Here is a 21,496-nt window from a genome sequence, read left to right as displayed (position 1 = left end):
AGGCTCAGTAAAAAGCATGACTTAACCTTAGAGTGATTTGGGTGGGTAGAATTCCATTACTACATCACTAAGCTTGGAATAGGCTATAACGCTACCAAAAGAATACGTTGCCATGAGGCTAAATGCTACCGTCAAAATAACAATCTCGAATTGAAAGCCGTCTGTTAAGAAGCCCGTAAAAAACATGATGAAAAAACCCAAAGCACTTACAATAGCAACAACGAAAGCTCGTGACCTTGCTTGCTGGATTTCATCCAAAAGCAAATTACAGTGTATTTCAAGCGCACGAAAAACACTTTCATTGTCTCGATACTTTAAACCAAGCAATATCACTTGTTTTTTCAAATCTTCTCGCAGAGCTGGCTCTAGTTCTTGATCACTTGATTCTAGCTCTTTTAGACTCAAGGCCATATTCACCTCCAGATAAAGGACGTTGGTGATTTAAGCATAGATTTGCTCATTTTGCAATAAAACATTACCATCCGTGCATGATTGACTGGAAATCCTACAAGAAACCAATTGTCGCACTTGCCCCAATGGCTGATATGAGTGACTTGCCGTTTTGCCTCGTCTCAAAAGAAGTGGGCGTATCATTGATGTTTCGCGAGATGGTAAGTTCCGAAGCCATTATTCGCCTCAACCCAAAAACATTAAAAATGGCCATGTTTGATGAACGAGAAAGGCCTTTAGTCCAGCAGATCTTTGGAGCAAATCCCGAAGTGATGGCCGAGGCTGCTCGCATCATCTACGAACGCTTTGAGCCTGATGCCATTGATATCAATATGGGTTGCCCTGTGTATAATCTCGTCTCAAATTTTAATGGCGCTGCCCTCATCAAAGAACCAGAACGCGCAGCGGCGATCGTAAAAGCAATGAAAGCCGCCGTACCTTGCCCTGTGTCCGTAAAAACACGTCTTGGTTGGGTAAAAGATACGGACTGTCTTGAGTTTGTAAAAGTCGTCGCAGATGCAGGCGCAGATCTTATCTCCATGCATGGGCGTACTCGTGAGCAAGGTTATGCCGGCACTGCAAATTGGCAACGCGTTGGAGAGGCGCGTGCCAATGTTGCCCACCTCCCCTTTCTCGTAAATGGCGACATTACTTCGGTTGAATCTGCAAAAGAAGCCATGACACAATCTGGCGCTGATGGTGTGCTTATTGGCCGTGGACTACTTGGTAATCCATGGTTTGCCAAACAAGTAGAAGCTTATCTAGAAGATGGGAGTCGTATCGAGCCACCAACACTCGAGCAACGTATAGAAGTTATCCGTAGACATGCAAAACTCCAGCTTGAGCACTATGGTGATCATGGTCTCACGAAATTACGCAAACATCTTCCTTGGTACTTTAAATACGATCCAAAGTTTAAACCACTTAAGGAAAAGCTCGTACGCATCTCATCATTAGAAGAACTCGAAGCAGATCTTTGAACAAGCCGCGGACTATAGAACCCCACAAGCCCCCTACCCCGGTTTCTTTCTACGGTATTGGATTTATGGTGTAGAAAAAACCACCCCTTCCCACGTTTGAGGAAGGGGTTTTTCTGATCATCTTAAATTCCCTTGCAACCACAAACCCCTTCCCAGATATGGGAAGGGGTCGGTAGACACATACCTTACGCACAATAAATGTGGCTACCGGGGGTAGGGGGCATGTTGGTTTTATGATCAAAGATCAGGCAAATAAGGCTCGGCATCTATTGGGATACCGTCTTTACGTAATTCGAAGTGAAGATGAGGGCCTGTAGATAGGCCGGATCCTGGAGCACCTGCAGCACCTCCGGATAATGCAATCACATCACCACGCTCTACATAGCTATCAGCTTTGACTTTAAAGGCAGACAAATGCGCATAGATCGTTGCATAGCCGCCTGGATGAACGATCATCAAATAATTACCGTATTGTTTACCTGTACGGGTAAAGGCAACGTATCCACCGGCAGCAGCTTTTACTTGAGTACCAACAGGCGTCGGCAAGTCTGTTCCTGGATGTTCAAACAAGTTTCGATACGGGTAGGTCTTATCGTGAAAATGTGCCGATATTCGCGTTACTCGAAATGGCCAACTAAACAAAACATCACCTCTCGCTAACGCTTTATCGATTTGGTTTAGCTTGTCTTTAATACGCATCTCTAGATCAGCAGCATTTGACGCTTCTTCTTGTCGTTGCTGACGCAGTTCATACATAATGCGTTGAAACTCTTCTTCTCGTGCTGATGTTTCTGCGAGAAGCGACGCCTTTGCTGCACGCTCTTCTTCTAGTTGGTTTTGTTGTGCGAGAAGATCAACCTGATCTTGCTCGAGATCTTTACGATAGGCCTCGACTTCTTCTTTTTTTTAGTTCAAGAATGCGCCTACCTTCTTTTTACATCCAAGGTCGCATTCGTCATTTCATCCTCAAGGCGCTTAAGTTCTTCCATTTGCGTAAAAATTCTGAAAGCGAGCCACGAGCTACATAAGACTCAAAAGACCAACGCCCTGAGCGTCCTGCAATTCTCCCAAAACACCACCAAGCGCCTCTTTGCGTCGCTGTAAACGCAGCTCTTCATTTTGTATCTGTAACTGCACACGTTGCAACTCAAGGTTTGCAATATCAATAAGACCTCTTACGCGTTCAATGGCGAGTTCTTTTTCTTGTATGCTATTTTCAATAAGAGCTACTTGGTTTTCTAGCGTTGCTTGTGCTCCAGCTTGCTCGTTAATACGTTGACGATATTTTGAGATAACATCTTCGAGCTCTTTAATGCGATTTTGCTTGTCTTTAACGGCGCTTTGTAGCTCATCAACCTCTGCTTTTGTGCCTGTATCTGTAGAGGTTGCCGCAAAAGCTATCGGCCCACCAACGAGGAGGGCGATAATCGCATACGAAAGTACGAGTCCTTGTCCTAATTTCATCCTCTCTATTATGCCAGAAGAGCGAGTGCTTCGTCGATACGTGTCAATGAAAGCGCTTTTTGATAGACGTATAACAACTCAAATGGGCTTGGGGATTTTTCGCGACCAGATAACGCTACACGCGTTGGCCAAAGCGTATCACCGTTGCCCCAACTCTTTTCTGCAATAAATGCCTTCATCGCTTCTTCGAGTTTTGCAACAGATGTAAAATCATCATCACTTAATCCAGAGACAAATGCACGTACGCCCTGCAAACGAGTAACCGCCTCTTCTTTGGTGGATTTCTTCCAAACGAGACTTTCTGCTGTTGGCGCTGGAGCTTCGAGAGCTTCGTTCACAAGCTCAGGTAACTGCGACAAAACACTCACACGCTCACGTGAGATGACCGTTGCACGTTGAATCATTTTGCATCACCTGGCACATCTTTAATGAAGGGTGTGGATTTTTTCAAAATTCCTCTTCAGAAAGCTGCTTGAGATAATGCGCATTTAACCAATCAAGTTTTTTCGATATTAAAGACCGCTCCAGCTTTGTTTACCTTAGTGATATCAAAAAGCTCAGCTAATTCTTCTTTGGTAAATATTTCACGATCAGCTGTTGGATTCCAACCGAGCAATGCCAACAAAATTAACTAACGCCTCTGGCAAGTACCCCTTTGCAAGATAATCCTCAACAGCAACATCCCTTGGCGTTTTGAAAGCTTTGAGCGATCAGCGTTCAACAATAATGGTAGATGTGCATATTCTGGCACGTCCCAACCAAAAGATTGAGCAATGAAAATATGCTTTGGCAATGAGGAGAGCCATTCTTCACCACGCACAACATGGGTGATCCCCATATCATGATCGTCACAGGTTGCCGCAAGATGATACGTAGGATACCCATCAGATTTAATCAAAACCTGATCATCAATTTGTGACCATGGAATCGTTACCTTTCCACGAATCAAATCATTCATGGTGATAGAGCCCTCGAGTGGAACAGCCAAGCGAATCACATGCTCATCACCAACAGCTGCACGATTCTCTGCTTTTTCTCGAGGCAAGTCACGACAGCAACGATCATACATAAATGGCTGTTTGAGCTCCTTTTGTTTTTGCGCAATCTCTTCTAGACGTTCTTTTGTACAAAAACAATAGTACGCGAGACCCTTTTCAATGAGCTCATAGGCATAGGCGAGATGACGCTCTTTGCGTTTGCTTTGCAAATAAGGACCATAGTCGCCTTTATCTTCAAGTTCTCCCGTCGAAGTAAGAATCAAACCCTCATCAGCTTCAAGATCGCATTGTTTCATCACCTTTATTAGGGTTTTCAATACTTCCCTCAACATAACGAGCGCGGTCGGTATCTTCTACACGCAATAAAAACGTCCCACCCATATTACGAGCTAAAAACCAGTTATAAAGCGCTGTCGCAGGGTACCGATATGCACATAGCCCGTAGGGCTTGGAGCAAAGACGTACGCGTACCGGATTTTGATGTGGCCATAGACAGCTAATTTAAGCGAAAAACGCTATTTTGACAATAAAACATGAATGGGAAACAAAATCACCGCATCAAAATACGTTTAATGCGTTTTGGCTCAATAAATACACGCCAAAGCCACTCAAGCCCTACTTGCCTCATCCATCTTGGTGCTCGTTTTACCGCACCTGACCAATAGTCGAATGTTCCACCAACACCCATGATCGCTTTTAGCGAAGGATAGTCCGTTTTGTGTTGTTCGATCCATAGCTCTTGCTTGGGATGTCCAAAAGCAACAAGGACAATCTGCGGATCAAATTGCGACAATCTCATCGAGGCTTCTTCGTTTGCAAGATCACCAATGCCTTTCTCATCCACCTTACCAGCTAGCTCCCCATCACCGAAATATCAGGATATGCTGCTCGAACATCACGAAGAAGCTTTTGCATTGCCTCTTGGGATTGTGAGCCAACCAAAGCAACGCGCCAACGCATCTCTTGCGCTAACTGCAATAATGACTCGGATAACTCAACGCCGGTGACACGCGTTACCTTTGATCCCTTCAAACGACAGGCGAGCGCCAAACCCATCCCATCAACAAGTCGAAATGATGCTTTCTTCACTGCGCTAGAATAAAGCGAATTTCTTTTTGTTTCTAAAAGAATTTCTGGATTAGCTGTTACAAGCCACTGCGATGTTGTGCTATGACGAATAATATCGATAATAGTATCTCGATGAAGTCCCTCGATAGGCAAACCAAAAATCCACGCCATCATACTATTGTTGTTTTGCAAGTTTCTTTGACGATCTTTACAAATTGTTCGCCGCGATCAAACTCATTGAGAAAAAATCCAAAACTCGCACAACCCGGTGATAAAAGCACGATGTCACCTTTTTTTTGCTTCTTCTTGTGCGCGTTCTACGCCATGCGCTAAATCAGCCACTTCTTCAAAAGAGACTTTTGCTTTATTAAAGGCTTTGATAATTTCTTCTTTTGCGGTACCTGGCAACAAAAAGACGCGAATATCTTTTACGCTTCTTAAAAAGCTTTGAGACTTCAGTAAAATCAAGCTCTTTATTTGCGCCACCAAACAAAATATTCACCATGCGCTTTGCTTTTTGCAAGGCATTTACTGCGGCCATCGCGCCATCAGGTGTTGTCGCTGTAGTATCATTGATATATTCAATACCTTTTATCGTAGCGATGGTTTCAATACGGTTCTCAAGCCCTTTAAAATCTTTGAGGGCTTTTTTAATAACCGTGGGTTTGATCCCAAGCTCAAACGCAATAGCTGCTGCAATTTCTGCATTACGCTTATTGTGTTCACCTGGTACACGTAATTTCGTCCCTGCGACAAGACTCACTTCTTCGCTATTTTTTTTTGCCAAAACGATAGACGTGACCAGGAGCTTCGCTTGCATATTCGTTATAGAATTTGTCAGACGGCAACAAAACAACGTCTTCAGGCTTTTGATGACGGAATATCTGTGCCTTAGCCTCAGCGTATGAATCCATGTCAGGATAGGCGTCTTGGTGATCTCGCATCAAGTTAGTCCAAACAGCAATTTGCGGAGAGAGTCCAGCATCACCCGTACCCTCTAATTGAAAGCTTGATAATTCAAGCACAACCAAATCATTCGATTTTACTTGCGATAAAAAGGTGAGTGGTGAAACAAGAATATTTCCACCTAACCAAACCTTACGCCAACGCTTTGCAGCTTGCGCAATCTCATACGTCATCATGGTTGTCGTGCTTTTACCTCGTGTACCCGTAATACCCACCACTGGTGCAGGACAGCGAGAAAGAAAAAGCGCAATATCAGAGGTTGTTTGAATATTCTTTTTGCTGCCTCTTTCATCTCTGGAGAGTCTTTACGAACTCGTGGACCACGCACAATAAGATCTGCCCAACGAATATCTTTTAGATCGTGTTTTCCAAAGGTAAAACGTACGTTTTATATTTTTTAACTGCTTAACATTACTTGCAAGTTCAGCCTCTGTTTTTAAGTCCGTCACGCAAACATCATCGCCTTGTTTAGCGAAGTATAATGCTGCGGATACACCACTCCCCTTTGCGTATTGGCCTGCTTCAATATTACTACGTTCATAGTATCTATCTTAGTGAGCCAGCAGCTCTTTGTATAGCTCTTCGAGACGCAGTATCACCGAATCCCAAGAATACTCTTTGCGCACAACCTCGCGGGCACGTAAGCCTCGCTGCCTTGTCATCTCTGGGTCATCCACAACAAGTTGCATTGCTACCGTTAACGCTTTTACATCATCGGTTGTATAGGCAAGACCGCTATGATCTACAAGCTCTAAATTTTCTTTAATATCTGACATAATAACAAGCTTGGCATTTGCCATCGCCTCAATGATAGCTACCGAAAGTCCCTCGGCTCTTGATGGATGAACGAAAGCATAAGCATGCGCTAATACTTGTTTAAGCGGCTCGCCACTTTGGTAACCGAGTAATATCACGCGTGGATCTTTCTCTGCTAAAAGACGTAACTTTTGATCGTAGTGACTTGAGTGAAATGCTTCACCAACAATCACGAGCTTTTTATCAGTAACGACATCACGAAATGCCTCGATAGCAATATCATAAGCTTTATTTGGGACTAATCTACCAACGCCTAATAGATACTCATTTGCTTTTAGGTTAAAAGCAGAAAGTAACTCAACACCTTGAGGTGCTGGGATATCTGCTCCATTTGGGATATAAGCAACTTGTTTATTGTAGGACTTGCGACAAAACACCTGGATCACATGTGATACCGCAATTGTTTTGTGCGGAAAATGCACGGCCGACCATTCACCGAACTGTAAATACCATCGAGCAAACCGAGACCATTTCGTATCAAACCAATCACGGCTATGAAACGTGGCAACAATTTTTGATTTCCATTTTAGCAACCGTGGAATCCATGCAAGCGTAGAAGAACCTACCCCATGAAAATGAATGATATCCGCTCTCTGAAAAAGCACATGCAATGTAGATAAAAAAACATGTGTAATCGTTGCCGTATTCTTACCGGGTAAAAAAGGCACGCGTATAAGCTTAACGCCATTCCATTCTTGTGCAGCATAGTGAGACGAGTTTCTCACATAGACAAATACCTCATGCCCGCGATCAACAAGACGCGTTGCAATTTGCTCAACATGCCTTTCAACACCACCAGAGCCCTGTATTGATGCCGAAGGTATGCCTTTAGAGCCTATGATATAGATACGCATGGAATTGTCTGTATTGTACCTAAATAGCAAAAAAACGTCACTTTTCGTCTTTTGGCATTAAAAAAACCGCTAATATTAGCGGAGGACAAAAGTGCACGACGTAGATTAATAGTAGCAACATATCACGCTTTTGTCAATAGTCACCTGGACAGTTACAGGACGGCAAATAAACCAAAACCCCTGCTTACGCAGGGGTAATTGTATGGTGGGACCTGTGGGATTCGAACCCACGACCCTCGGCTTAAAAGGCCGGTGCTCTACCAACTGAGCTAAAGTCCCAAGTGTTTTGATGGCGGGTATTATACTGAATTGAACAAAAAAGGCAATACACAAAAAAGCTACCTTCTCCTATACCTAGAGCCAACGCTTACAATAGGCCTCAACATCAAATTTTCTTGCACATCCGCGATCATTCATATAACGCACTCTTCCAAAAATTGGACGTCGGCTCCATGGTCGATCGTGAACACCACCCATTGACCATGCGATTCCAGCATAGCCATTTGGATCACGACCATCTAATTCATAACGATCGTTTAATGTAATAGCAATGTTCATCGCTTCTTCTACTGAGGCGCTCCACTCTAAAATCTTTTTTGCCCAATACATGCGCATATAACCATGCATCCTTCCTTGCTTCACCATCTCTTGTTGAGCAGCATTCCATAATGAGTCATGGGTTTTTGCTAACGCAAATTGCTTTAACGTATAAAGATAGTCTCTTTTGTCTTTACGATGTTTTGCAATATCTTGTTTTGACCAGTCAGGAAAACAACCAACCGTATCATAATCACTTGGATGATAGTAACAAAAATTATCCGCTAATTCTCGACGTATAATAAGCTCTTCTAAGTAGGCGTCTTTATCTTTTGTTGATGCTTTTGATTTCATCACTTCTAAGGCAGCTCTTTGCGGACTCAGCATCCCATAATGAAAGTAGGGAGATAAATCAGACTGTGCTTGTGCATTAGGATCATTACGACCTTCATCGTACCCATTTAATTCATGCTCAATAAATCCTCGTAGAGCTTTTTAACGCTTCTTTCTCCCCTGCTTTGATCCAAGTCACAGGAGCGATTTCTTTACCATTAAAGCTCTTTTCAAGAGCACTCCAGTTAATGGTAGACGACGACGTACTAATCGGATGTTTTTTTAGCTCAGGATATTCAACAAGAAATTCTTTTAACATCTTATTGATCTTTGTACGTAACGTATACGCACCATACTCAGGCTTTTCCGAAGCAATCCAACACGGAACAATATTATGCGCATCAACTTCAATAACAGGAATCTCAATAGCATTTACTACAGTCTTTAGCCACTTTCGTTGCAAACGTAAAGGTGCAAAATCCGTCACAAGTCCACCTATCTGTTCTTTCTTTACCCACTTGATCAAATCTACTTCTGTTTTTGATCCAATCATCAACGAAAAGCTTATCCCTTTTTTCTGGCAGTCCGTAAAGATTTCCTTAAGTGCGTCTAACTTAAATGTAAATTGACGACGACCTCCGCCTAAAAATCCAGGATCAAGATTATACGCGATTTTTAAAGCCACCTGTTCACGAATTGCCCAATCCTGAGCAGCAAGCAAAGCCCAATTATCTTTGAGGCGCATTTCGCGATTCATCCAATAAGCGATTGCTCCTTTTTGATAGGGGTGATGACTCAACGTGCGTGTACGTCTAGGATCTAAGCTCATAAGACAAAATGATAGCCAACATGCTACGCTTTGACCATGAAGCTCCCCTTTTGGCTCAAAGTATCAAGACCGAGATTTTGGATTTATCTTCTTGGCCCTTTTCTTATTGGTGCAGCGCTCCTCTATCGACAAACGGGCGTCATTCCTTGGCAACTCTGGCCCTGGCTCCTTTATTTTACCTATCCAGCAAATATCTTTATTTATGGATTTAATGACTGCTTTGATTATGAAACGGATGTTTTAAATGCAAAAAAACAAGATTACGAAGCACTTGTCCCGCCAGATAGACGAAATTTTATAGGCACTCTCATTGCTATCGCGCATCTCCCCTTCTTCCTTCTTTTTCTTGGATTATCGGCATTACCTCTTGCTCTCATTCTTAGCTTTCTCTTTTTGGGTCTCTTTTACTCGTCACCGCCACTACGCTTTAAAGTACGCCCATTCTTTGATAGCGCCTCTAATATTCTCTACGCTTTGCCAGGCTTTTTTGCCTACGCGCTTGGAGGAGGTACTCTTTGGAACTCTTCGATTCTTATCGCGGCAACGCTTTGGTGTATGGCGATGCATGCCTATAGCGCTGCTCCTGATATTGAAGCTGATACAAAAGCAGGATTACAAACCATCGCAACCAAGCTTGGCTGGAGATATACCGTCCTTTTTTGTCTTTTTCTTTATGCGATGGCCGCGCTACTCATCATTCCTTTGAGTCCGCTATTCGGCTTTGTTGCTGGAATAGCTTATGTCTTTATGATGGCGAAGAGCTATAAAGACGGTGACCTATTACTCACAAAAAACTATCGCTATTTTCCGATCATTAATACTCTTTTTGGAGCGCTCCTATTTTTTGTCGCCGCTTTTCTTCGTTAGAGATTTGATAAATCCGGTAGCTTTGTGAGTGCCTGCATGGACGTATCTTTCATTAAGCGCTTTACAATCAACTCAGCGCTAATAAGTACCATCGGCATTCCGATACCCGGTTGTGCACCAGCACCGACAAAGTAAAGATTATCAATCTTTGAATGTTTTGTTTTGGGACGGAACCAAGCTGTCTGAAGCAAGGTATGCGCAAGTCCTAGCGCTGTTCCACGATAGCTATTGTAACGTTTTTCAAAATCACGAATACTAAAAAGTTCTTTTACAACTATTCGTTCTGCTAAATGTGTTTCTCCCGTTTGCTCTTCAATCGTCGCAAGTATCTTTTGTAGATAGGCTTCACGTATTTCGAGTGTATCCTCTAAGCCAGCCGCAACAGGAACGAGGAGGAACATATTTTCGTGATCAGGAGGTGCAACCGTATCATCAGTCTTTGATGGCGTGCATACATAAAAAGAAGGATCCGTAGGCCATACCGGTTGATCAAAGATCTGACGAAAGTTTTCTTTCCAGTCTTTAGCGAAAACGAGCGTGTGGTGCTCAAGTCCTTTTACACGACCATTGATACCTAAATAAGCAATAAACGCCGAAGGAGCCAGTGTACGCTTGTTCCAGTAGCGGTCAGAGTGTTGACGGTGCTCTTCTCCAAGTAAAACTCTGTCCGTAAACTCAAGATCCGCATTAGAGACAACCATATCAGCTGCAATCTCTGAACCATCTTCTAGTTGTACACCCTTCGCTTCACGTCCTTCTACCAGAATCCGTTTTACTGCTGTGTTCACACGGTATTCAACGCCATATTTTTTGCCGATAGCCACGAGTGATTTCGTGATCTCATAGATACCGCCTTTTGGATAAAATACTCCTAACTCCGTATCGATATGCGTCATCATGCTGTAGATAGCAGGAGCATTAAACGGTGAATTACCTAAAAAGACGAGCGGATATTGCAAGAGCTTTTGAACAAATGGTGACGAAAACCAACGCTTCACATACGTATCCATGGTCTGGAATACTGAAAGCTTTGTACCCTCTAACAATAGTTGTGGGGTAAAAAAATCCAAAGGTGAATCAATATTTCCATACAAAAAATCTTTTTTGGACACTTCGTATTGATATTTTGATCTTTTGAGATACTCATCTAACTTTGACGAAGACCCTGACTCAAGTTGTTCGTAAATCTTTTTGTCTTCTTCTACGATAGAGCGTAAATCAACAGGCGCGACAGCCTCATCTTTAAAATACACGCGATAAGACGGGTCTAATCGCACAAGATCTAGATAGTCTTCGAGTTTTTCGCCAAGTAACGAAAAAGTATGCTCAAAAATATCGGGCATGAGGTACCAAGATGGTCCCATATCAAATCGAAACCCTTCTTTTTCAAGAATACTTGCACGACCTCCTAGTTGCTCGTTTTTTTCGAGAACCGTTACGCGTAAACCGGACTTTGCTAATAAGGCAGCTGTCGCAAGACCACCTAATCCAGAACCGATAATAACAACATGTTTAGACATAAAGCATTGATAACGGAATCGTTTTTATTTTTTCTGTTAATGATGTTTTTGCGCGCTTTGTAAAAACATCGTACTGATTTTGCTCAATCTTACGTAAAATAAACCGATAAAGGTCACTGGCCAGCCTTACTGGTAGTCTCCCTTCTTTATTCAATAGAGCAATCCCCTTATTCGCCTCTTCATACAACTCATCCGCACGAGCGATTTGCCATTGTAAAAATTCTACCATATTTTGACTCATAGACGCTTGCTCAATGTCTTTCTCTGTTAGATGAAATGTCCGCAGCTCATCTAGCGGCATATAAATACGTCCACGCAAGCGAAAATCTTCGCCAATATCGCGAATAAAATTGGTTAATTGCATCGCCTCACCTAATGCAGCAGCGGGCTGTTGCACTTGATCAAAGGTCGTGTCTTTTATCCAACCAATAATATAGACCATCATAAGCCCCACAACGACCGCAGACCCATACATATAGCCCTGTAACGAAGGATAGTCTTCGTAGCGCGTCTTAGTAAGATCTTGTCGCATGGCCGCTAAAAAATCCGAAGCGTATTGCATTGGAATATCATACTTAAAAAAAACATCTCTTGTTGCCATCAAGACAGGATGCGTTGTCTCAGCCCCATTCATGCACGCCATCCAATCAGCTTCCCATTGCTCGAGGAGAACATCTGCTTTTTCTGGCGTCTCTGTGTCTACCATCTCATCTGGCAAGCGAAAAAAAGCATAGAGCGCGTTCACCGCCTTTCTTTGCTTTTTTTGAAAAAAGAGCGTAGCAAAAAAATAACTTTTGCCGTGTTTTTTTTGAATGCGTGAACACTCTTTATAGGCTTGCTCTAACGTCATATTAACTTATACGAGAACAGATTTTCTCATAGAGCTCAATGAATCCTTTTTGTTTTTCTATACTCAATCCAGAAAGACGAATTGCTTTTTCTGCTTTTTTAAAATAATCATTCATCTTTTTTGTAATCATCTCAAATGCCCCACTTTCCTCAAAAAGAGCAAAAACACTCTCAGCGTTCTTTTTATCAATGGATGAGCGCATGAAGCTTCGCAAGGTTTCTTTCTGTTTCTTTGTTCCGTTTGTAAAAATGTATTGCGAAAAAAAGCGTATGTTGGCCATCGCGCAAATCGGAGAATGGCTGCTTACCCAGCTCTTCAGCCGTCCCTATAAGATCGAGCAAGTCATCTTGAATCTGAAAAGCAATGCCTAGTGGTCGACCAAATGACTCTGCAAATGACGCGAATTTTTTCGGAGATCCTGCCAATGCCCATCCCATTCTTAAAGGTTGGACGAAGGTATATCCGGCTGTTTTCATTGAGGTTTTTAGCAAGACATGCGAGTCATCTACTGTTGCTCGAGCCATACCATCTACATCAAGCATTTGCCCAAGCATTACCTCTTGATTCATTTCGGTATAAATTTGTTGTAATGCAATCAAAATATTTCGATCAAGTTTTGATTGATTAAAAATACATTCATTGGCCCAAACGAAAAGCATATCACCGATCAAAATCCCATGTGACTGACTAATATGCTGAAGATCACCAATACGTTTTTGTTTCTTAAAGGTTTGTTTTGCAAATTCATGAATGGTTGGCGTCCCATGTCTATCCGTGCCTAAATCCATAATATCATCATGCACAAGAGCGAAAGCATGAAATAACTCAATGCCTAACAACACTCTCCAGACAGACTCATTTAATTTGCCGCCATAGGCTTCAAAGCTTAAGGCGGCCATGTAAGGTCGTACACGCTTACCACCATTCATCACGATCTTTTTGTATGAGAAAAGAGGTCATTAATCGTTTTATCATCAACCTGTTTTTTGAGTTGCGCTAATTTACTGTCTAGATATTTCTCAAGTCTCGTATCAAAAACATCTTTGAACGTTGATAGTGTATGCATAGGTTATTGTAAAAAGTCTCTAGCTGCTGAACAAAAGCCTCACCGTGATCAGCTTTCATGACTTTTGAATATTGATCGGTAAGCATCTTTGCATCTTTTGGTTGTTGAATAAGAGCTAAAACACAAGCATGCAACAAAGAAGCAAAACCCTCATCTTGTTGATGTAAAACAATAGCCGCGTCAGCGTCTGCAAATACCTGAGCATTTGCCTCTTGTTGAGAAGACGGTATCGGCACAATAACACTGGGCTTTTGCAACGAAACAATTTCTGACAAAGAACCCATACCAGCACGAGTCACAACCACATCGGCTAGTGTATAAGCAGCAAGCATGCGTTCAGCATCTAAAAACTCATAAGATGAGTCGTCGGCTTTTTTTCCTTTGCCAGCAACATGTATTACTTGCATATCTTTAAACCAAGTATCTTTTTTTTGTAAAAAAGCGTCGTTTATTGCTTGTGCACCCGTACCGCCTCCAATAATCAATACAGTAGGCCTTGTTGCATCTAAAGCAAAATACGTTGCAGCCACCTCTTTAGACATCTCTTCTCCCATATCACGAACGGGAGTTGCGATTGTGTGAATAGAAGCCTTCGTAAAGAAAGGCGATTTTTTATAGGAAAACGAAGTGGTGATCCGAGAAGCAAACGGAGCGATAAGCTTATTGGTTAAGCTAGGATGTACATCAAGTTGATGTAAGAAGACCGGAATCTTTAATGAACGAGCCGCCAATGAAACAGGAAAAGCCGTAAAGCCACCAGCACCGATAACGATACTTGGTCGTTCATTTTTTAAATATTTTTTGGCTTCAGAATAGGCGCGATACAGATCAAATGGCCATGTTAGCCATTGCTTTGAAGGATACCTAGGAAATTTTGCCACAGAAATAGCATAAAATGGGATGCTGTGCGCCAAAATTACGGGCTTTTCTGGGCCGTTTGGGGTGCCAAACCAACAGAACTCTGCTTGAGCCTCACGCGACTTAAGCGTTTGGTATACGGCGATGAGTGGCGTAACCGGTCCCATCGTCCCCCCTCCTACAAATGCGTATTTCATAGTCGTTTTTTTAACAGATCAACTCCTCTTGAAGAGGCGTTTCTTGGCAAAGAAGCTACCAAGCCGATAGCAGCAAGTAAAACCGTCAAAGAAGTACCACCGTAAGAGATAAAAGGAAGCGTAACACCTGTCATCGGCATTAATCCAAGCATCGAAAAAATATTAATGACTGTTTGTAGGGCAATCCAAATACCAACTCCAGCAGAAAGATATTTTGCAAAACTATCATTCGATTGTTTCGAAATTTGAAAACAACGCCACACCAATACACCAATAACCGCAAGCACAACGCTGCAAAAAATGAGCCCCAACTCCTCAGCCATCACAGCAAAGATGGAGTCCGATTCAACAGCTGGTAAATAAAGAAACTTTTGACGTGACTTGCCGTAACCTAGACCAAACCATCCACCAGAGCCGATAGCCAGCATGGCTTGATTGATGTGATAACCAATGCCTTGAGGATCAAGCTCCGGATGCAAAAACGTCATAAAACGCGCTGCACGATACTCGGATGTTTTGATCAATAACCAAACTAAACCAACGCCAGAAGTACCGAGTGCTCCAAACCACCAGAGTGGCGCACCAGACAAGAGGTACATCATGCCTGACATCCCTGCAATCACCACCATAGAACCTGTATCAGGCTGCACGATAAGCAACAACACAATAGCGCCCAATGAACCGATAAACGGCAGAAGTCCCTCGTGTAAATCTTTGACTTGTTTAGCTGTGCGCGACGATAACCATGCGGCGAAGTAAAGGAGCAGACCAAATTTTACAAACTCCGACGGTTGAAATTGGATACCAGCAATATTAAGCCAACTTAATGATCCACCTACCCTTACACCAAGCGGCGTATAGACAGCGAGCAACAATACAAGGCTGCCTATAAAACCAAAAACAGCGAGCCGCTTCCAAATACGAAAATCAATGAGAGAAAATAACAAGAAAGCAAGTATTCCCGGAAAGACACCCAGTACAAGCTGACGCTTCACCATATGCAAGCTATCTTGCCAGCGCTGAAAAGCGATTGGACCTGTAGCAGACATGAGGATTGCTAAACCGACAATCAACAAAAACGCCGTCGCTCCGACGATGATCGGGTCTAGAGATCGTAAACGATCAAGTAACGACGGTGTTCTCATGTAAATTACGTTTTATCGAGGAGACCTAAAATAATACCGATACCTGCCATCACAAATGAGATCATCCAAAACCTCATCACGACACGAGGTTCACTCCAACCAATAGCTTCAAAATGATGATGAATAGGAGCTACTTTAAATACTTTTTTGCCATTACGAAGTTTTTTGCTCGTAAGCTGAATGATAACAGACAAACTCTCAACAACATACGGAAGTCCAATAACAAGTAAAAGCAACGGCTGATTCGTGAGTAAGGCAATCACACCAAGTGTTGTTCCTAGTGACATGGCACCTGTATCCCCCATAAAGACATCGGCAGGGTTGATATTGTACCAAAGAAAGCCTAAGAGAGCTCCACAAATCGCACCACATAACGTGGCAATATCATAGAGTCCTTGTGACCAAGCAATGATAGAAAAAGCACCAAAAGATGAAAGCAAAATTCCACCCGCTAAACCATCAAGACCGTCTGTAACATTGACCGAGTGTGATGTAGAGATAATAACAAGAATAAAGAATGGCACGTAGTACCAACCAATCTCAAACGTTCCAATAAACGGAATATGAAAATAATCCCAACCGAGCTTTAAGAAAAACCATAAAGCACCAACAACAGCAATAAGACCATAGGAAATGATGCGTTCGCGTTCGCGTAAACCACCTCCTTTAGAACCAATGCGTAAAATGTTTAGATAGTCATCCACCAAGCCAATGAGTGCTGCACCAAACATTAAACCAAGCGGCAACCAGGTTTGACCACGAGACAAAAAGTTCATTTGGCAAGCGAGTGAGTTTTCGCCAAATAATGAACAGGCGCCAGCTAAACCAAGCACAAGGACAAGCACCGTTGCCCAAATCACAATACCACCCATGGTAGGTGTGCCGGCCTTTGCCTTATGCATCGATGCCATGATCGGAGCATTCTCTGCTGCACGAATAGACTTACCCATTTTATACTTGCGTAATAACTTAATTAAGAGCGGCATCGAAATAACCGAGATAAGAAAAGCCGCTCCAGTAATTACAAGAGTACGCGCAAGCAAAATAGGTTCAATAGTCATAGTAATCGGGATAGCGTGATTGTTTATGTATTAAGTAAAGAGAGATAAAAAAGAAAACTCATCCAAGGTAAAGCCCAGACGAGTGCTAACGCCGCACTTGTATTCGCAAGTACAGCATCCGTTCGATAAAAGCCGTAGGCGACCAAGCTATCTAGCATTGTGAGCACAAACCAAATACCCGGAAAGAAAAAGACCCAGAGCCAAGTCTTTACCTCATCGATTCCAAAATAGACGTTATAATGAAAAGCAAAAGCGTTATTTTGAATCGCTTCTGGTAGAACGGTTGCGATAAACAAGCCACTCGTCACCAAGCATAATGCTACCGAAATAATTGTTGACCAACGCAAAAAAGGCTTTCCCCACGCGAGCTTTGCGGATAGCAACCAAGTGCTCCAATTCATGCTGCTATTCTAAGGGTATTACGCACTCTTTTCAATAGATTCTTCTGGGGGCGCTAAGACAACTTCTCTCACTTCTGGAATCATCTCATATAGCACCTCTTCTACACCGGCTTTGAAGGTAAAATCTGCCATCGAACAACCGACGCAGTTACCCTGAAAACGCACTTCTACCCGTCCCGTGACAGGATCAGCATCAACAAGTTCTACACTGCCGTTGTGAAACGCCAAGCCCTGGCGAACAACCTCAAGGACACCTTCAACCTCTTCTTTAAACTGTTCTTGGGTTTTTATCATAGATATAGCTAATTTTACTGATTTTGGCTTTCTTGACAAGTTTTTGCTACTTCAGTATCATTCTGCCCATCATTATTAATTATTAGCACCCTTTTATGGCATCAAAAAAGGCCGGTGGTTCTACCCAAAACCTGCGAGATTCTCAAGGTCAGCGTCTCGGCGTTAAACGCTATGCAGGTGAATACGTAAAACCAGGCAACATCATTGTCCGCCAACGCGGAACAGCTATCCGCCCGGGTCTCAATGTCATGAAAGGCAGTGACGACACATTATTCGCGGTAGCAACAGGACTTGTATCCTTTACGAATAAGCGCGTACGTCGCTTTACTGGCCAGCTCAAAATGGCTAAGTACGCAAACGTCGTTCCTACAGACGTAGCTCAAAAAGCTCCTGTGGTAAGAAAAGCTGCTCCTAAAAAAGCAAGCCGCAAAACAACCAAAAAAGCGTAATCGCTTAACGGTATGATAAAAGCACCCAGTCGGGTGCTTTTTCAGTAGAAACGATTCGGACACTATCAGACATGTGGACGACTAGAGCGCGCAAATGTCTGAAGACCGCTCAAAGACTCTTCGCTTTCAAAGTAATACTTCATGACCTCATGTAGATTACCCAAGAAAAGCCTCTGCAAGTCTTTATCAGAGATATAGTACTTAATCATCTCCCGCGTAAGAAATACCATACGCCCTTCGTTGAACCCCTGATGCTCGAGGCGAATAAACCAATCCATAAAGAGTTCTCTAGGGGCCAGGGCAAGAAATACATCTAAACTATACCTGTATGGATGAGGTGAGCCTCCGTTAGATTGAAGAATAAATCGTCGCGGAGTCTGTCGACTTACGCATCGAGACACTTCTTCTACAACGCTTTGATCACACCACTCTTCTGAGAGTTCGCGCTTCAGCGCGAGAAAAGGATTGTTGTCATCCTCTTCCTTCATATGACCACCCCAGAGTTGCATTCTTCCTCTACAACGAGGGTCAGGATGACCTTCATCGTTTACCTGAAAAAGAAATTTATATAGCCCTGGGCAGGCAATAATCACCCCTACGCTCTGATGATCTAACTCTTGTTCAGACATGTGTCGTAGCCTTTCAATGTGCGCTTTTTGTCATTAAACAAAAAGGAAGCGAATGATATCGCTTCTTTTTTTGACTGTAAAGAGTGCTATTTACCAAATCGACGCGACCGTTCTGCGAACCGTTCAAAAGACGCATCAACATCTCGTTCTTCGAGATCTGGCCAATACTTTTTCATCCACATGAGCTCACTATATGCTGCTTGCCAAAGCAAAAATCCACTCAAGCGCTCTTCACCTGAAGTCCGAATAATGAGATCAGGACCTGGCATATTAGACCAGTAAAGATGTGATGCTACGGTATCTTCGGTAATTTCATCAACAGAAATACCCGAGGTAACAATAGCCTTTACAGCATCAGTAATTTCTTGACGTCCGCCATAGTTCAAACAAATACAGAACGTAAAATCTTGAAAATGCTCAGTCTCTTTTTCTGCATTATCAATAAGATCAAGAATCTTTTTTGAAAAACCTTCACGTCTACCGATAATTCTCAAACGAATTTGTCGCGTAAGAAAATATTCGATTTCTTTTTCGAGCGCTGTTTCGAGTAAGAGCATCAAAAAGTTTACTTCGGTCTCTGAGCGTTTCCAGTTTTCTGTAGAAAACGCATAAACGGTAAGGACTTTGACTCCACGATCGATACACCAATCCCCTACCTTTTTCATTGTTTCGTAACCGGCCTTATGACCGTCAATCGTCGAAAGACCGCGTTCTTTTGCCCAGCGGCGATTGCCATCCATAATCATGGCTACGTGGTGTGGTCCCTGGGTCATATTAGTGGGCTTGAGAATAGCCGATTTTACCCTTCTTGGTCAAACGCTCTCGACTTTGAGGCCAACAAGCTTTATGCTTGGCTTATGCCTATTATAGACGGAAAAGCCTTGGCTCAGCGCCTCGAACAAGAAACAAAACAACAAATAGAAGCACTAAAAATCGCACCAACATTAGCCATATTGCAAGTAGGTGATGATTCAGCGTCCGATATTTATATTCGTAATAAAATGAAAGCCGCCGAACGTATTGGTGCAAAAGCTGTACTCGAAAAAGTCTCCGCCGATACTCCAGATCCTGAGCTTTTAGAAATACTGAAAAAATGGAATGAGAATCCCCTCGTAAACGGAATTCTCGTTCAACTCCCCTTAAAGGGCGAACACAATACTGACGCGCTTATCGCTTCTATCGATCCGCTAAAAGATGTAGACGCATTTCATCCAGAAAATGCAAAACGCCTCGCAGAAAAGAACCCCATTATCATCTCTCCTGTACATGAAGCATGTTTACGATTACTAAATGAAACCCCGGTAAAGCTCGCCGGCGCTATTGCGGTGCTCATTACAAATACTGACACCTTTGCAAATCCCCTCTCACAACTTTTACAAACAGCTGGATGCATCGTTACGATCAATCGCCCTGATGAGCTAGACTCCTTTAAGCTAAAAGAATCAGACATCGTAATTATCGCTATTGGTCGAGCTCAATTTTTACATCCTTCACTCACAAGCGAAAAAGCTATTATTATTGATGTGGGGATTAATAAAGAACAAGGTAAAACGGTCGGAGACGCTGATACACAAGCGTTTTTGGATGCTGATCATTGGATTACCCCTGTCCCTGGTGGCGTTGGACCTGTAACCGTTGCTCTCGCATTAAACAATCTTGCAAAACTGACAAAAACTCAAAATGCTTTGTAGACGGTATATAGAGCAAAACCAATATACGTAGCTGTGAGTAATGCGTAAGCTATCTTGATAAAAACCTTCGTCATAGACGATGGTTTTATTTTTATAACGGCAATCCAACAAATCATTGAGGCATTTAACCCAATAAACACCGCGCCAATAAATGAGATCACTCGTACAAATTCATGCGATGCAACAAGGAGCAATGAAATTGGCAAACAGTATGCGAGCACTGCCGCCGCCATTTTTGTTAATCCAAAATCACCACGAAAAACGGATTTGAGCTCTGCTGATGTTGTAATATAAGACGTTGCAATACCCGTTAAGCCTAAGACCGGCAGCAACCACATATAGTTACTTGGAACATAAGAATTGAACTCAATAACTCTCTCGCCTAATGTTCCGCGTGATGCCAAGAAAAAAATCACACCAAAAATCCATGTAAGAAAAGCAGAAATCATTGTGCCGACAATGACAGACGAATAGGACGCTTTCTTTTTTCTGCCAACTATCTCAACCACTTCTCCTACACCAGAAAAACCAGAAACAGCAAAAAGAAAAATACCGATTGCCGCTACAACGCTCGGATGTGTTGCGTATAAAACCTCAAAAGAAAGGACCTTCCATTGCAAGGCGCTCAACATCAATAATGCTGCAACCATGGCGGCGGTAACATAGGTTTCTACACGTGCAATCGCTCCATTACCAGCTGCTGAGACGACGCTAAATAACGCCCAAAAAAAGACAATGGCAATTGTTTCGGGTAAGCGCAAAGAAAAAAGATAAAAAAGCGCTGCTAAAAACCCTCCACCGAGCAATAAATAAGCATAACTCGTTGAAAGCAAGTGCAAAGGATAAGTAATATCTGGCAACCTTCCGATAACCGGCCCGAAATATTTCTTCACAAAAAAACTCAACCGGTGTTTACCGCCCGTGATAAGGATTTCTCTTGCTAAGGCTAGATGCGTCGCCAGCGCTCCAAATGCCAGTAACCAAAAGAGCAAGGTACCCCAACCTAGTCCGATATAAGAAAAAGCCGCCGGCAAAGCAAATAAACCAGCTCCCATAATCGTCCCCATCATCGAAAGTACAGACTTTGTCCACGCATGCGCGAGTTTCATAACGCGGATTATAGCACATTATTATACAAAAGATCTTGCGTCGTAAAACGTTTTGATCGTATAT

At 42.8% G+C, this 21,496-nt stretch carries 27 protein-coding genes, 1 tRNA gene and 1 pseudogene; 4 read left to right on the top strand and 25 right to left on the bottom strand.

The genetic code is table 11. The annotated features are described in order from the left end of the window. Positions 1-27: 27 nt before the first annotated feature. Positions 28-411 carry a hypothetical protein gene (locus tag H6759_02140; GenBank protein ID USN52845.1) on the bottom strand — a complete coding sequence of 128 codons (384 nt, stop codon included), beginning with the start codon at positions 409-411 and terminating at the stop codon, positions 28-30. Positions 412-488: 77 nt separating this feature from the next. Between H6759_02140 and dusB the strand changes: the two genes are divergently transcribed. Further along, positions 489-1,430: a tRNA dihydrouridine synthase DusB gene (dusB, locus tag H6759_02135; protein ID USN52844.1), complete on the top strand. Its 942-nt coding sequence runs from the start codon at positions 489-491 to the stop codon at positions 1,428-1,430. A 237-nt stretch (positions 1,431-1,667) separates the two neighbouring features. Here dusB and H6759_02130 read toward each other — a convergent pair whose 3' ends face one another. The 12 genes and pseudogenes from H6759_02130 to phrB form a co-directional block, all read right to left on the bottom strand. After that, positions 1,668-2,186 carry a M23 family metallopeptidase gene (locus tag H6759_02130; GenBank protein ID USN52843.1) on the bottom strand — a complete coding sequence of 173 codons (519 nt, stop codon included), beginning with the start codon at positions 2,184-2,186 and terminating at the stop codon, positions 1,668-1,670. A gap of 264 nt (positions 2,187-2,450) precedes the next feature. Continuing rightward, positions 2,451-2,894 (bottom strand): hypothetical protein, encoded by a 444-nt coding sequence (locus H6759_02125; GenBank protein ID USN52842.1) that lies wholly within the window; start codon positions 2,892-2,894, stop codon positions 2,451-2,453. A gap of 8 nt (positions 2,895-2,902) precedes the next feature. Beyond that, positions 2,903-3,298 carry a hypothetical protein gene (locus tag H6759_02120; protein USN52841.1) on the bottom strand — a complete coding sequence of 132 codons (396 nt, stop codon included), beginning with the start codon at positions 3,296-3,298 and terminating at the stop codon, positions 2,903-2,905. 227 nt (positions 3,299-3,525) lie between these two features. Next, a complete protein-coding gene (locus tag H6759_02115; protein ID USN52840.1) occupies positions 3,526-4,188 on the bottom strand; it encodes a hypothetical protein in 663 nt (220 codons plus the stop codon). Beyond that, positions 4,169-4,393, bottom strand: a complete 225-nt coding sequence (locus H6759_02110; GenBank protein USN53029.1) for a hypothetical protein — start codon at positions 4,391-4,393, stop codon at positions 4,169-4,171. Before H6759_02110 ends, H6759_02115 begins: the two co-directional genes overlap by 20 nt. Before the next feature lie 49 nt (positions 4,394-4,442). Next, positions 4,443-4,736: a WecB/TagA/CpsF family glycosyltransferase gene (locus H6759_02105; GenBank protein ID USN52839.1), complete on the bottom strand. Its 294-nt coding sequence runs from the start codon at positions 4,734-4,736 to the stop codon at positions 4,443-4,445. A gap of 8 nt (positions 4,737-4,744) precedes the next feature. Then, positions 4,745-5,134 (bottom strand): WecB/TagA/CpsF family glycosyltransferase, encoded by a 390-nt coding sequence (locus tag H6759_02100; GenBank protein USN52838.1) that lies wholly within the window; start codon positions 5,132-5,134, stop codon positions 4,745-4,747. A 193-nt stretch (positions 5,135-5,327) separates the two neighbouring features. Continuing rightward, complete coding sequence (locus tag H6759_02095) at positions 5,328-5,780, bottom strand: hypothetical protein (GenBank protein ID USN52837.1); 453 nt, start codon at positions 5,778-5,780, stop codon at positions 5,328-5,330. Then, positions 5,731-6,141, bottom strand: coding sequence for a hypothetical protein (locus tag H6759_02090; GenBank protein USN52836.1), 411 nt, complete (start codon positions 6,139-6,141; stop codon positions 5,731-5,733). The genes H6759_02095 and H6759_02090 overlap by 50 nt, the downstream gene beginning before the upstream one ends. A 336-nt stretch (positions 6,142-6,477) precedes the next feature. Continuing rightward, positions 6,478-7,596, bottom strand: a complete 1,119-nt coding sequence (locus H6759_02085; protein ID USN52835.1) for a glycosyltransferase family 4 protein — start codon at positions 7,594-7,596, stop codon at positions 6,478-6,480. A gap of 203 nt (positions 7,597-7,799) precedes the next feature. Further along, a tRNA-Lys gene (locus H6759_02080) sits at positions 7,800-7,875 on the bottom strand. A gap of 75 nt (positions 7,876-7,950) precedes the next feature. Continuing rightward, positions 7,951-9,295 (bottom strand): annotated as a pseudogene (gene phrB, locus H6759_02075) (deoxyribodipyrimidine photo-lyase). A 36-nt stretch (positions 9,296-9,331) separates the two neighbouring features. On the opposite strand from phrB, the gene H6759_02070 reads away from it, so the two are divergent. Next, positions 9,332-10,162, top strand: a complete 831-nt coding sequence (locus tag H6759_02070; protein ID USN52834.1) for a prenyltransferase — start codon at positions 9,332-9,334, stop codon at positions 10,160-10,162. On the opposite strand, the gene crtI is transcribed toward H6759_02070, so the two are convergent. The 9 genes from crtI to H6759_02025 all read right to left on the bottom strand — a co-directional run bounded on the left by crtI (position 10,159) and on the right by H6759_02025 (position 17,554). Next, a complete protein-coding gene (crtI, locus tag H6759_02065) occupies positions 10,159-11,682 on the bottom strand; it encodes a phytoene desaturase (protein USN52833.1) in 1,524 nt (507 codons plus the stop codon). The genes H6759_02070 and crtI overlap by 4 nt on opposite strands. Further along, positions 11,675-12,532, bottom strand: coding sequence for a phytoene/squalene synthase family protein (locus H6759_02060; GenBank protein ID USN52832.1), 858 nt, complete (start codon positions 12,530-12,532; stop codon positions 11,675-11,677). The genes crtI and H6759_02060 overlap by 8 nt, the downstream gene beginning before the upstream one ends. 1 nt (position 12,533) lies before the next feature. Continuing rightward, positions 12,534-12,734: a hypothetical protein gene (locus tag H6759_02055; GenBank protein USN52831.1), complete on the bottom strand. Its 201-nt coding sequence runs from the start codon at positions 12,732-12,734 to the stop codon at positions 12,534-12,536. Continuing rightward, the gene (locus H6759_02050; GenBank protein ID USN52830.1) at positions 12,718-13,461 is read right to left on the bottom strand and encodes a polyprenyl synthetase family protein; all 744 of its coding nucleotides are present in this window, start codon (positions 13,459-13,461) and stop codon (positions 12,718-12,720) included. The genes H6759_02055 and H6759_02050 overlap by 17 nt, the downstream gene beginning before the upstream one ends. A 79-nt stretch (positions 13,462-13,540) precedes the next feature. Next, positions 13,541-14,653 (bottom strand): UDP-N-acetylglucosamine--N-acetylmuramyl-(pentapeptide) pyrophosphoryl-undecaprenol N-acetylglucosamine transferase, encoded by a 1,113-nt coding sequence (locus H6759_02045; protein ID USN52829.1) that lies wholly within the window; start codon positions 14,651-14,653, stop codon positions 13,541-13,543. Next, positions 14,650-15,798 (bottom strand): putative lipid II flippase FtsW, encoded by a 1,149-nt coding sequence (gene ftsW, locus H6759_02040; GenBank protein USN52828.1) that lies wholly within the window; start codon positions 15,796-15,798, stop codon positions 14,650-14,652. Before ftsW ends, H6759_02045 begins: the two co-directional genes overlap by 4 nt. A gap of 5 nt (positions 15,799-15,803) precedes the next feature. After that, on the bottom strand, positions 15,804-16,859 hold the full coding sequence (locus tag H6759_02035; GenBank protein USN52827.1) for a phospho-N-acetylmuramoyl-pentapeptide-transferase: 1,056 nt from the start codon (positions 16,857-16,859) through the stop codon (positions 15,804-15,806). Between the two features lie 23 nt (positions 16,860-16,882). Continuing rightward, on the bottom strand, positions 16,883-17,260 hold the full coding sequence (locus H6759_02030; GenBank protein ID USN52826.1) for a hypothetical protein: 378 nt from the start codon (positions 17,258-17,260) through the stop codon (positions 16,883-16,885). A gap of 18 nt (positions 17,261-17,278) precedes the next feature. After that, complete coding sequence (locus tag H6759_02025; GenBank protein USN52825.1) at positions 17,279-17,554, bottom strand: NifU family protein; 276 nt, start codon at positions 17,552-17,554, stop codon at positions 17,279-17,281. 95 nt (positions 17,555-17,649) lie between these two features. On the opposite strand from H6759_02025, the gene rpmA reads away from it, so the two are divergent. Continuing rightward, on the top strand, positions 17,650-18,003 hold the full coding sequence (gene rpmA, locus H6759_02020; GenBank protein ID USN52824.1) for a 50S ribosomal protein L27: 354 nt from the start codon (positions 17,650-17,652) through the stop codon (positions 18,001-18,003). Between the two features lie 65 nt (positions 18,004-18,068). Here the strand turns inward: rpmA and H6759_02015 are convergent, their stop codons facing one another. Together H6759_02015 and uppS are read right to left on the bottom strand one after the other, a co-directional pair. Beyond that, positions 18,069-18,632, bottom strand: a complete 564-nt coding sequence (locus H6759_02015) for a hypothetical protein (GenBank protein ID USN52823.1) — start codon at positions 18,630-18,632, stop codon at positions 18,069-18,071. A gap of 86 nt (positions 18,633-18,718) precedes the next feature. Further along, entirely contained in the window at positions 18,719-19,405 is a 687-nt protein-coding gene (gene uppS, locus H6759_02010; GenBank protein USN52822.1) for a di-trans,poly-cis-decaprenylcistransferase, read from the bottom strand. 84 nt (positions 19,406-19,489) lie between these two features. Between uppS and H6759_02005 the strand changes: the two genes are divergently transcribed. Beyond that, positions 19,490-20,323 carry a bifunctional 5,10-methylenetetrahydrofolate dehydrogenase/5,10-methenyltetrahydrofolate cyclohydrolase gene (locus tag H6759_02005; GenBank protein USN52821.1) on the top strand — a complete coding sequence of 278 codons (834 nt, stop codon included), beginning with the start codon at positions 19,490-19,492 and terminating at the stop codon, positions 20,321-20,323. Here the strand turns inward: H6759_02005 and H6759_02000 are convergent. Then, a complete protein-coding gene (locus H6759_02000; protein USN52820.1) occupies positions 20,308-21,432 on the bottom strand; it encodes a hypothetical protein in 1,125 nt (374 codons plus the stop codon). The genes H6759_02005 and H6759_02000 overlap by 16 nt on opposite strands. Positions 21,433-21,496 lie beyond the last annotated feature (64 nt).

This window comes from Candidatus Nomurabacteria bacterium (assembly GCA_023898425.1).
GTDB lineage: Bacteria > Patescibacteriota > Patescibacteriia > 2-12-FULL-60-25 > 2-12-FULL-60-25 > HK-STAS-PATE-2.
Note: the sequence above shows the minus strand (reverse complement) of the source record. Positions and strands in the feature narration are given on the sequence as shown.

Coding starts and splice junctions, on each gene's coding strand:
- H6759_02140 (USN52845.1), bottom strand. CDS start 411: ATGGCCTTGAGTCTAAAAGAGCTAGAATCAAGTGATCAAGAACTAGAG.
- dusB (USN52844.1), top strand. CDS start 489: ATGATTGACTGGAAATCCTACAAGAAACCAATTGTCGCACTTGCCCCA.
- H6759_02130 (USN52843.1), bottom strand. CDS start 2,186: ATGTATGAACTGCGTCAGCAACGACAAGAAGAAGCGTCAAATGCTGCT.
- H6759_02125 (USN52842.1), bottom strand. CDS start 2,894: ATGAAATTAGGACAAGGACTCGTACTTTCGTATGCGATTATCGCCCTC.
- H6759_02120 (USN52841.1), bottom strand. CDS start 3,298: ATGATTCAACGTGCAACGGTCATCTCACGTGAGCGTGTGAGTGTTTTG.
- H6759_02115 (USN52840.1), bottom strand. CDS start 4,188: ATGAAACAATGCGATCTTGAAGCTGATGAGGGTTTGATTCTTACTTCG.
- H6759_02100 (USN52838.1), bottom strand. CDS start 5,134: ATGATGGCGTGGATTTTTGGTTTGCCTATCGAGGGACTTCATCGAGAT.
- H6759_02095 (USN52837.1), bottom strand. CDS start 5,780: ATGCAAGCGAAGCTCCTGGTCACGTCTATCGTTTTGGCAAAAAAAAAT.
- H6759_02085 (USN52835.1), bottom strand. CDS start 7,596: ATGCGTATCTATATCATAGGCTCTAAAGGCATACCTTCGGCATCAATA.
- H6759_02070 (USN52834.1), top strand. CDS start 9,332: ATGAAGCTCCCCTTTTGGCTCAAAGTATCAAGACCGAGATTTTGGATT.
- crtI (USN52833.1), bottom strand. CDS start 11,682: ATGTCTAAACATGTTGTTATTATCGGTTCTGGATTAGGTGGTCTTGCG.
- H6759_02060 (USN52832.1), bottom strand. CDS start 12,532: ATGACGTTAGAGCAAGCCTATAAAGAGTGTTCACGCATTCAAAAAAAA.
- H6759_02055 (USN52831.1), bottom strand. CDS start 12,734: ATGCGCTCATCCATTGATAAAAAGAACGCTGAGAGTGTTTTTGCTCTT.
- H6759_02050 (USN52830.1), bottom strand. CDS start 13,461: ATGAATGGTGGTAAGCGTGTACGACCTTACATGGCCGCCTTAAGCTTT.
- H6759_02045 (USN52829.1), bottom strand. CDS start 14,653: ATGAAATACGCATTTGTAGGAGGGGGGACGATGGGACCGGTTACGCCA.
- ftsW (USN52828.1), bottom strand. CDS start 15,798: ATGAGAACACCGTCGTTACTTGATCGTTTACGATCTCTAGACCCGATC.
- H6759_02035 (USN52827.1), bottom strand. CDS start 16,859: ATGACTATTGAACCTATTTTGCTTGCGCGTACTCTTGTAATTACTGGA.
- H6759_02030 (USN52826.1), bottom strand. CDS start 17,260: ATGAATTGGAGCACTTGGTTGCTATCCGCAAAGCTCGCGTGGGGAAAG.
- H6759_02025 (USN52825.1), bottom strand. CDS start 17,554: ATGATAAAAACCCAAGAACAGTTTAAAGAAGAGGTTGAAGGTGTCCTT.
- rpmA (USN52824.1), top strand. CDS start 17,650: ATGGCATCAAAAAAGGCCGGTGGTTCTACCCAAAACCTGCGAGATTCT.
- H6759_02015 (USN52823.1), bottom strand. CDS start 18,632: ATGTCTGAACAAGAGTTAGATCATCAGAGCGTAGGGGTGATTATTGCC.
- uppS (USN52822.1), bottom strand. CDS start 19,405: ATGACCCAGGGACCACACCACGTAGCCATGATTATGGATGGCAATCGC.
- H6759_02005 (USN52821.1), top strand. CDS start 19,490: ATGCCTATTATAGACGGAAAAGCCTTGGCTCAGCGCCTCGAACAAGAA.
- H6759_02000 (USN52820.1), bottom strand. CDS start 21,432: ATGAAACTCGCGCATGCGTGGACAAAGTCTGTACTTTCGATGATGGGG.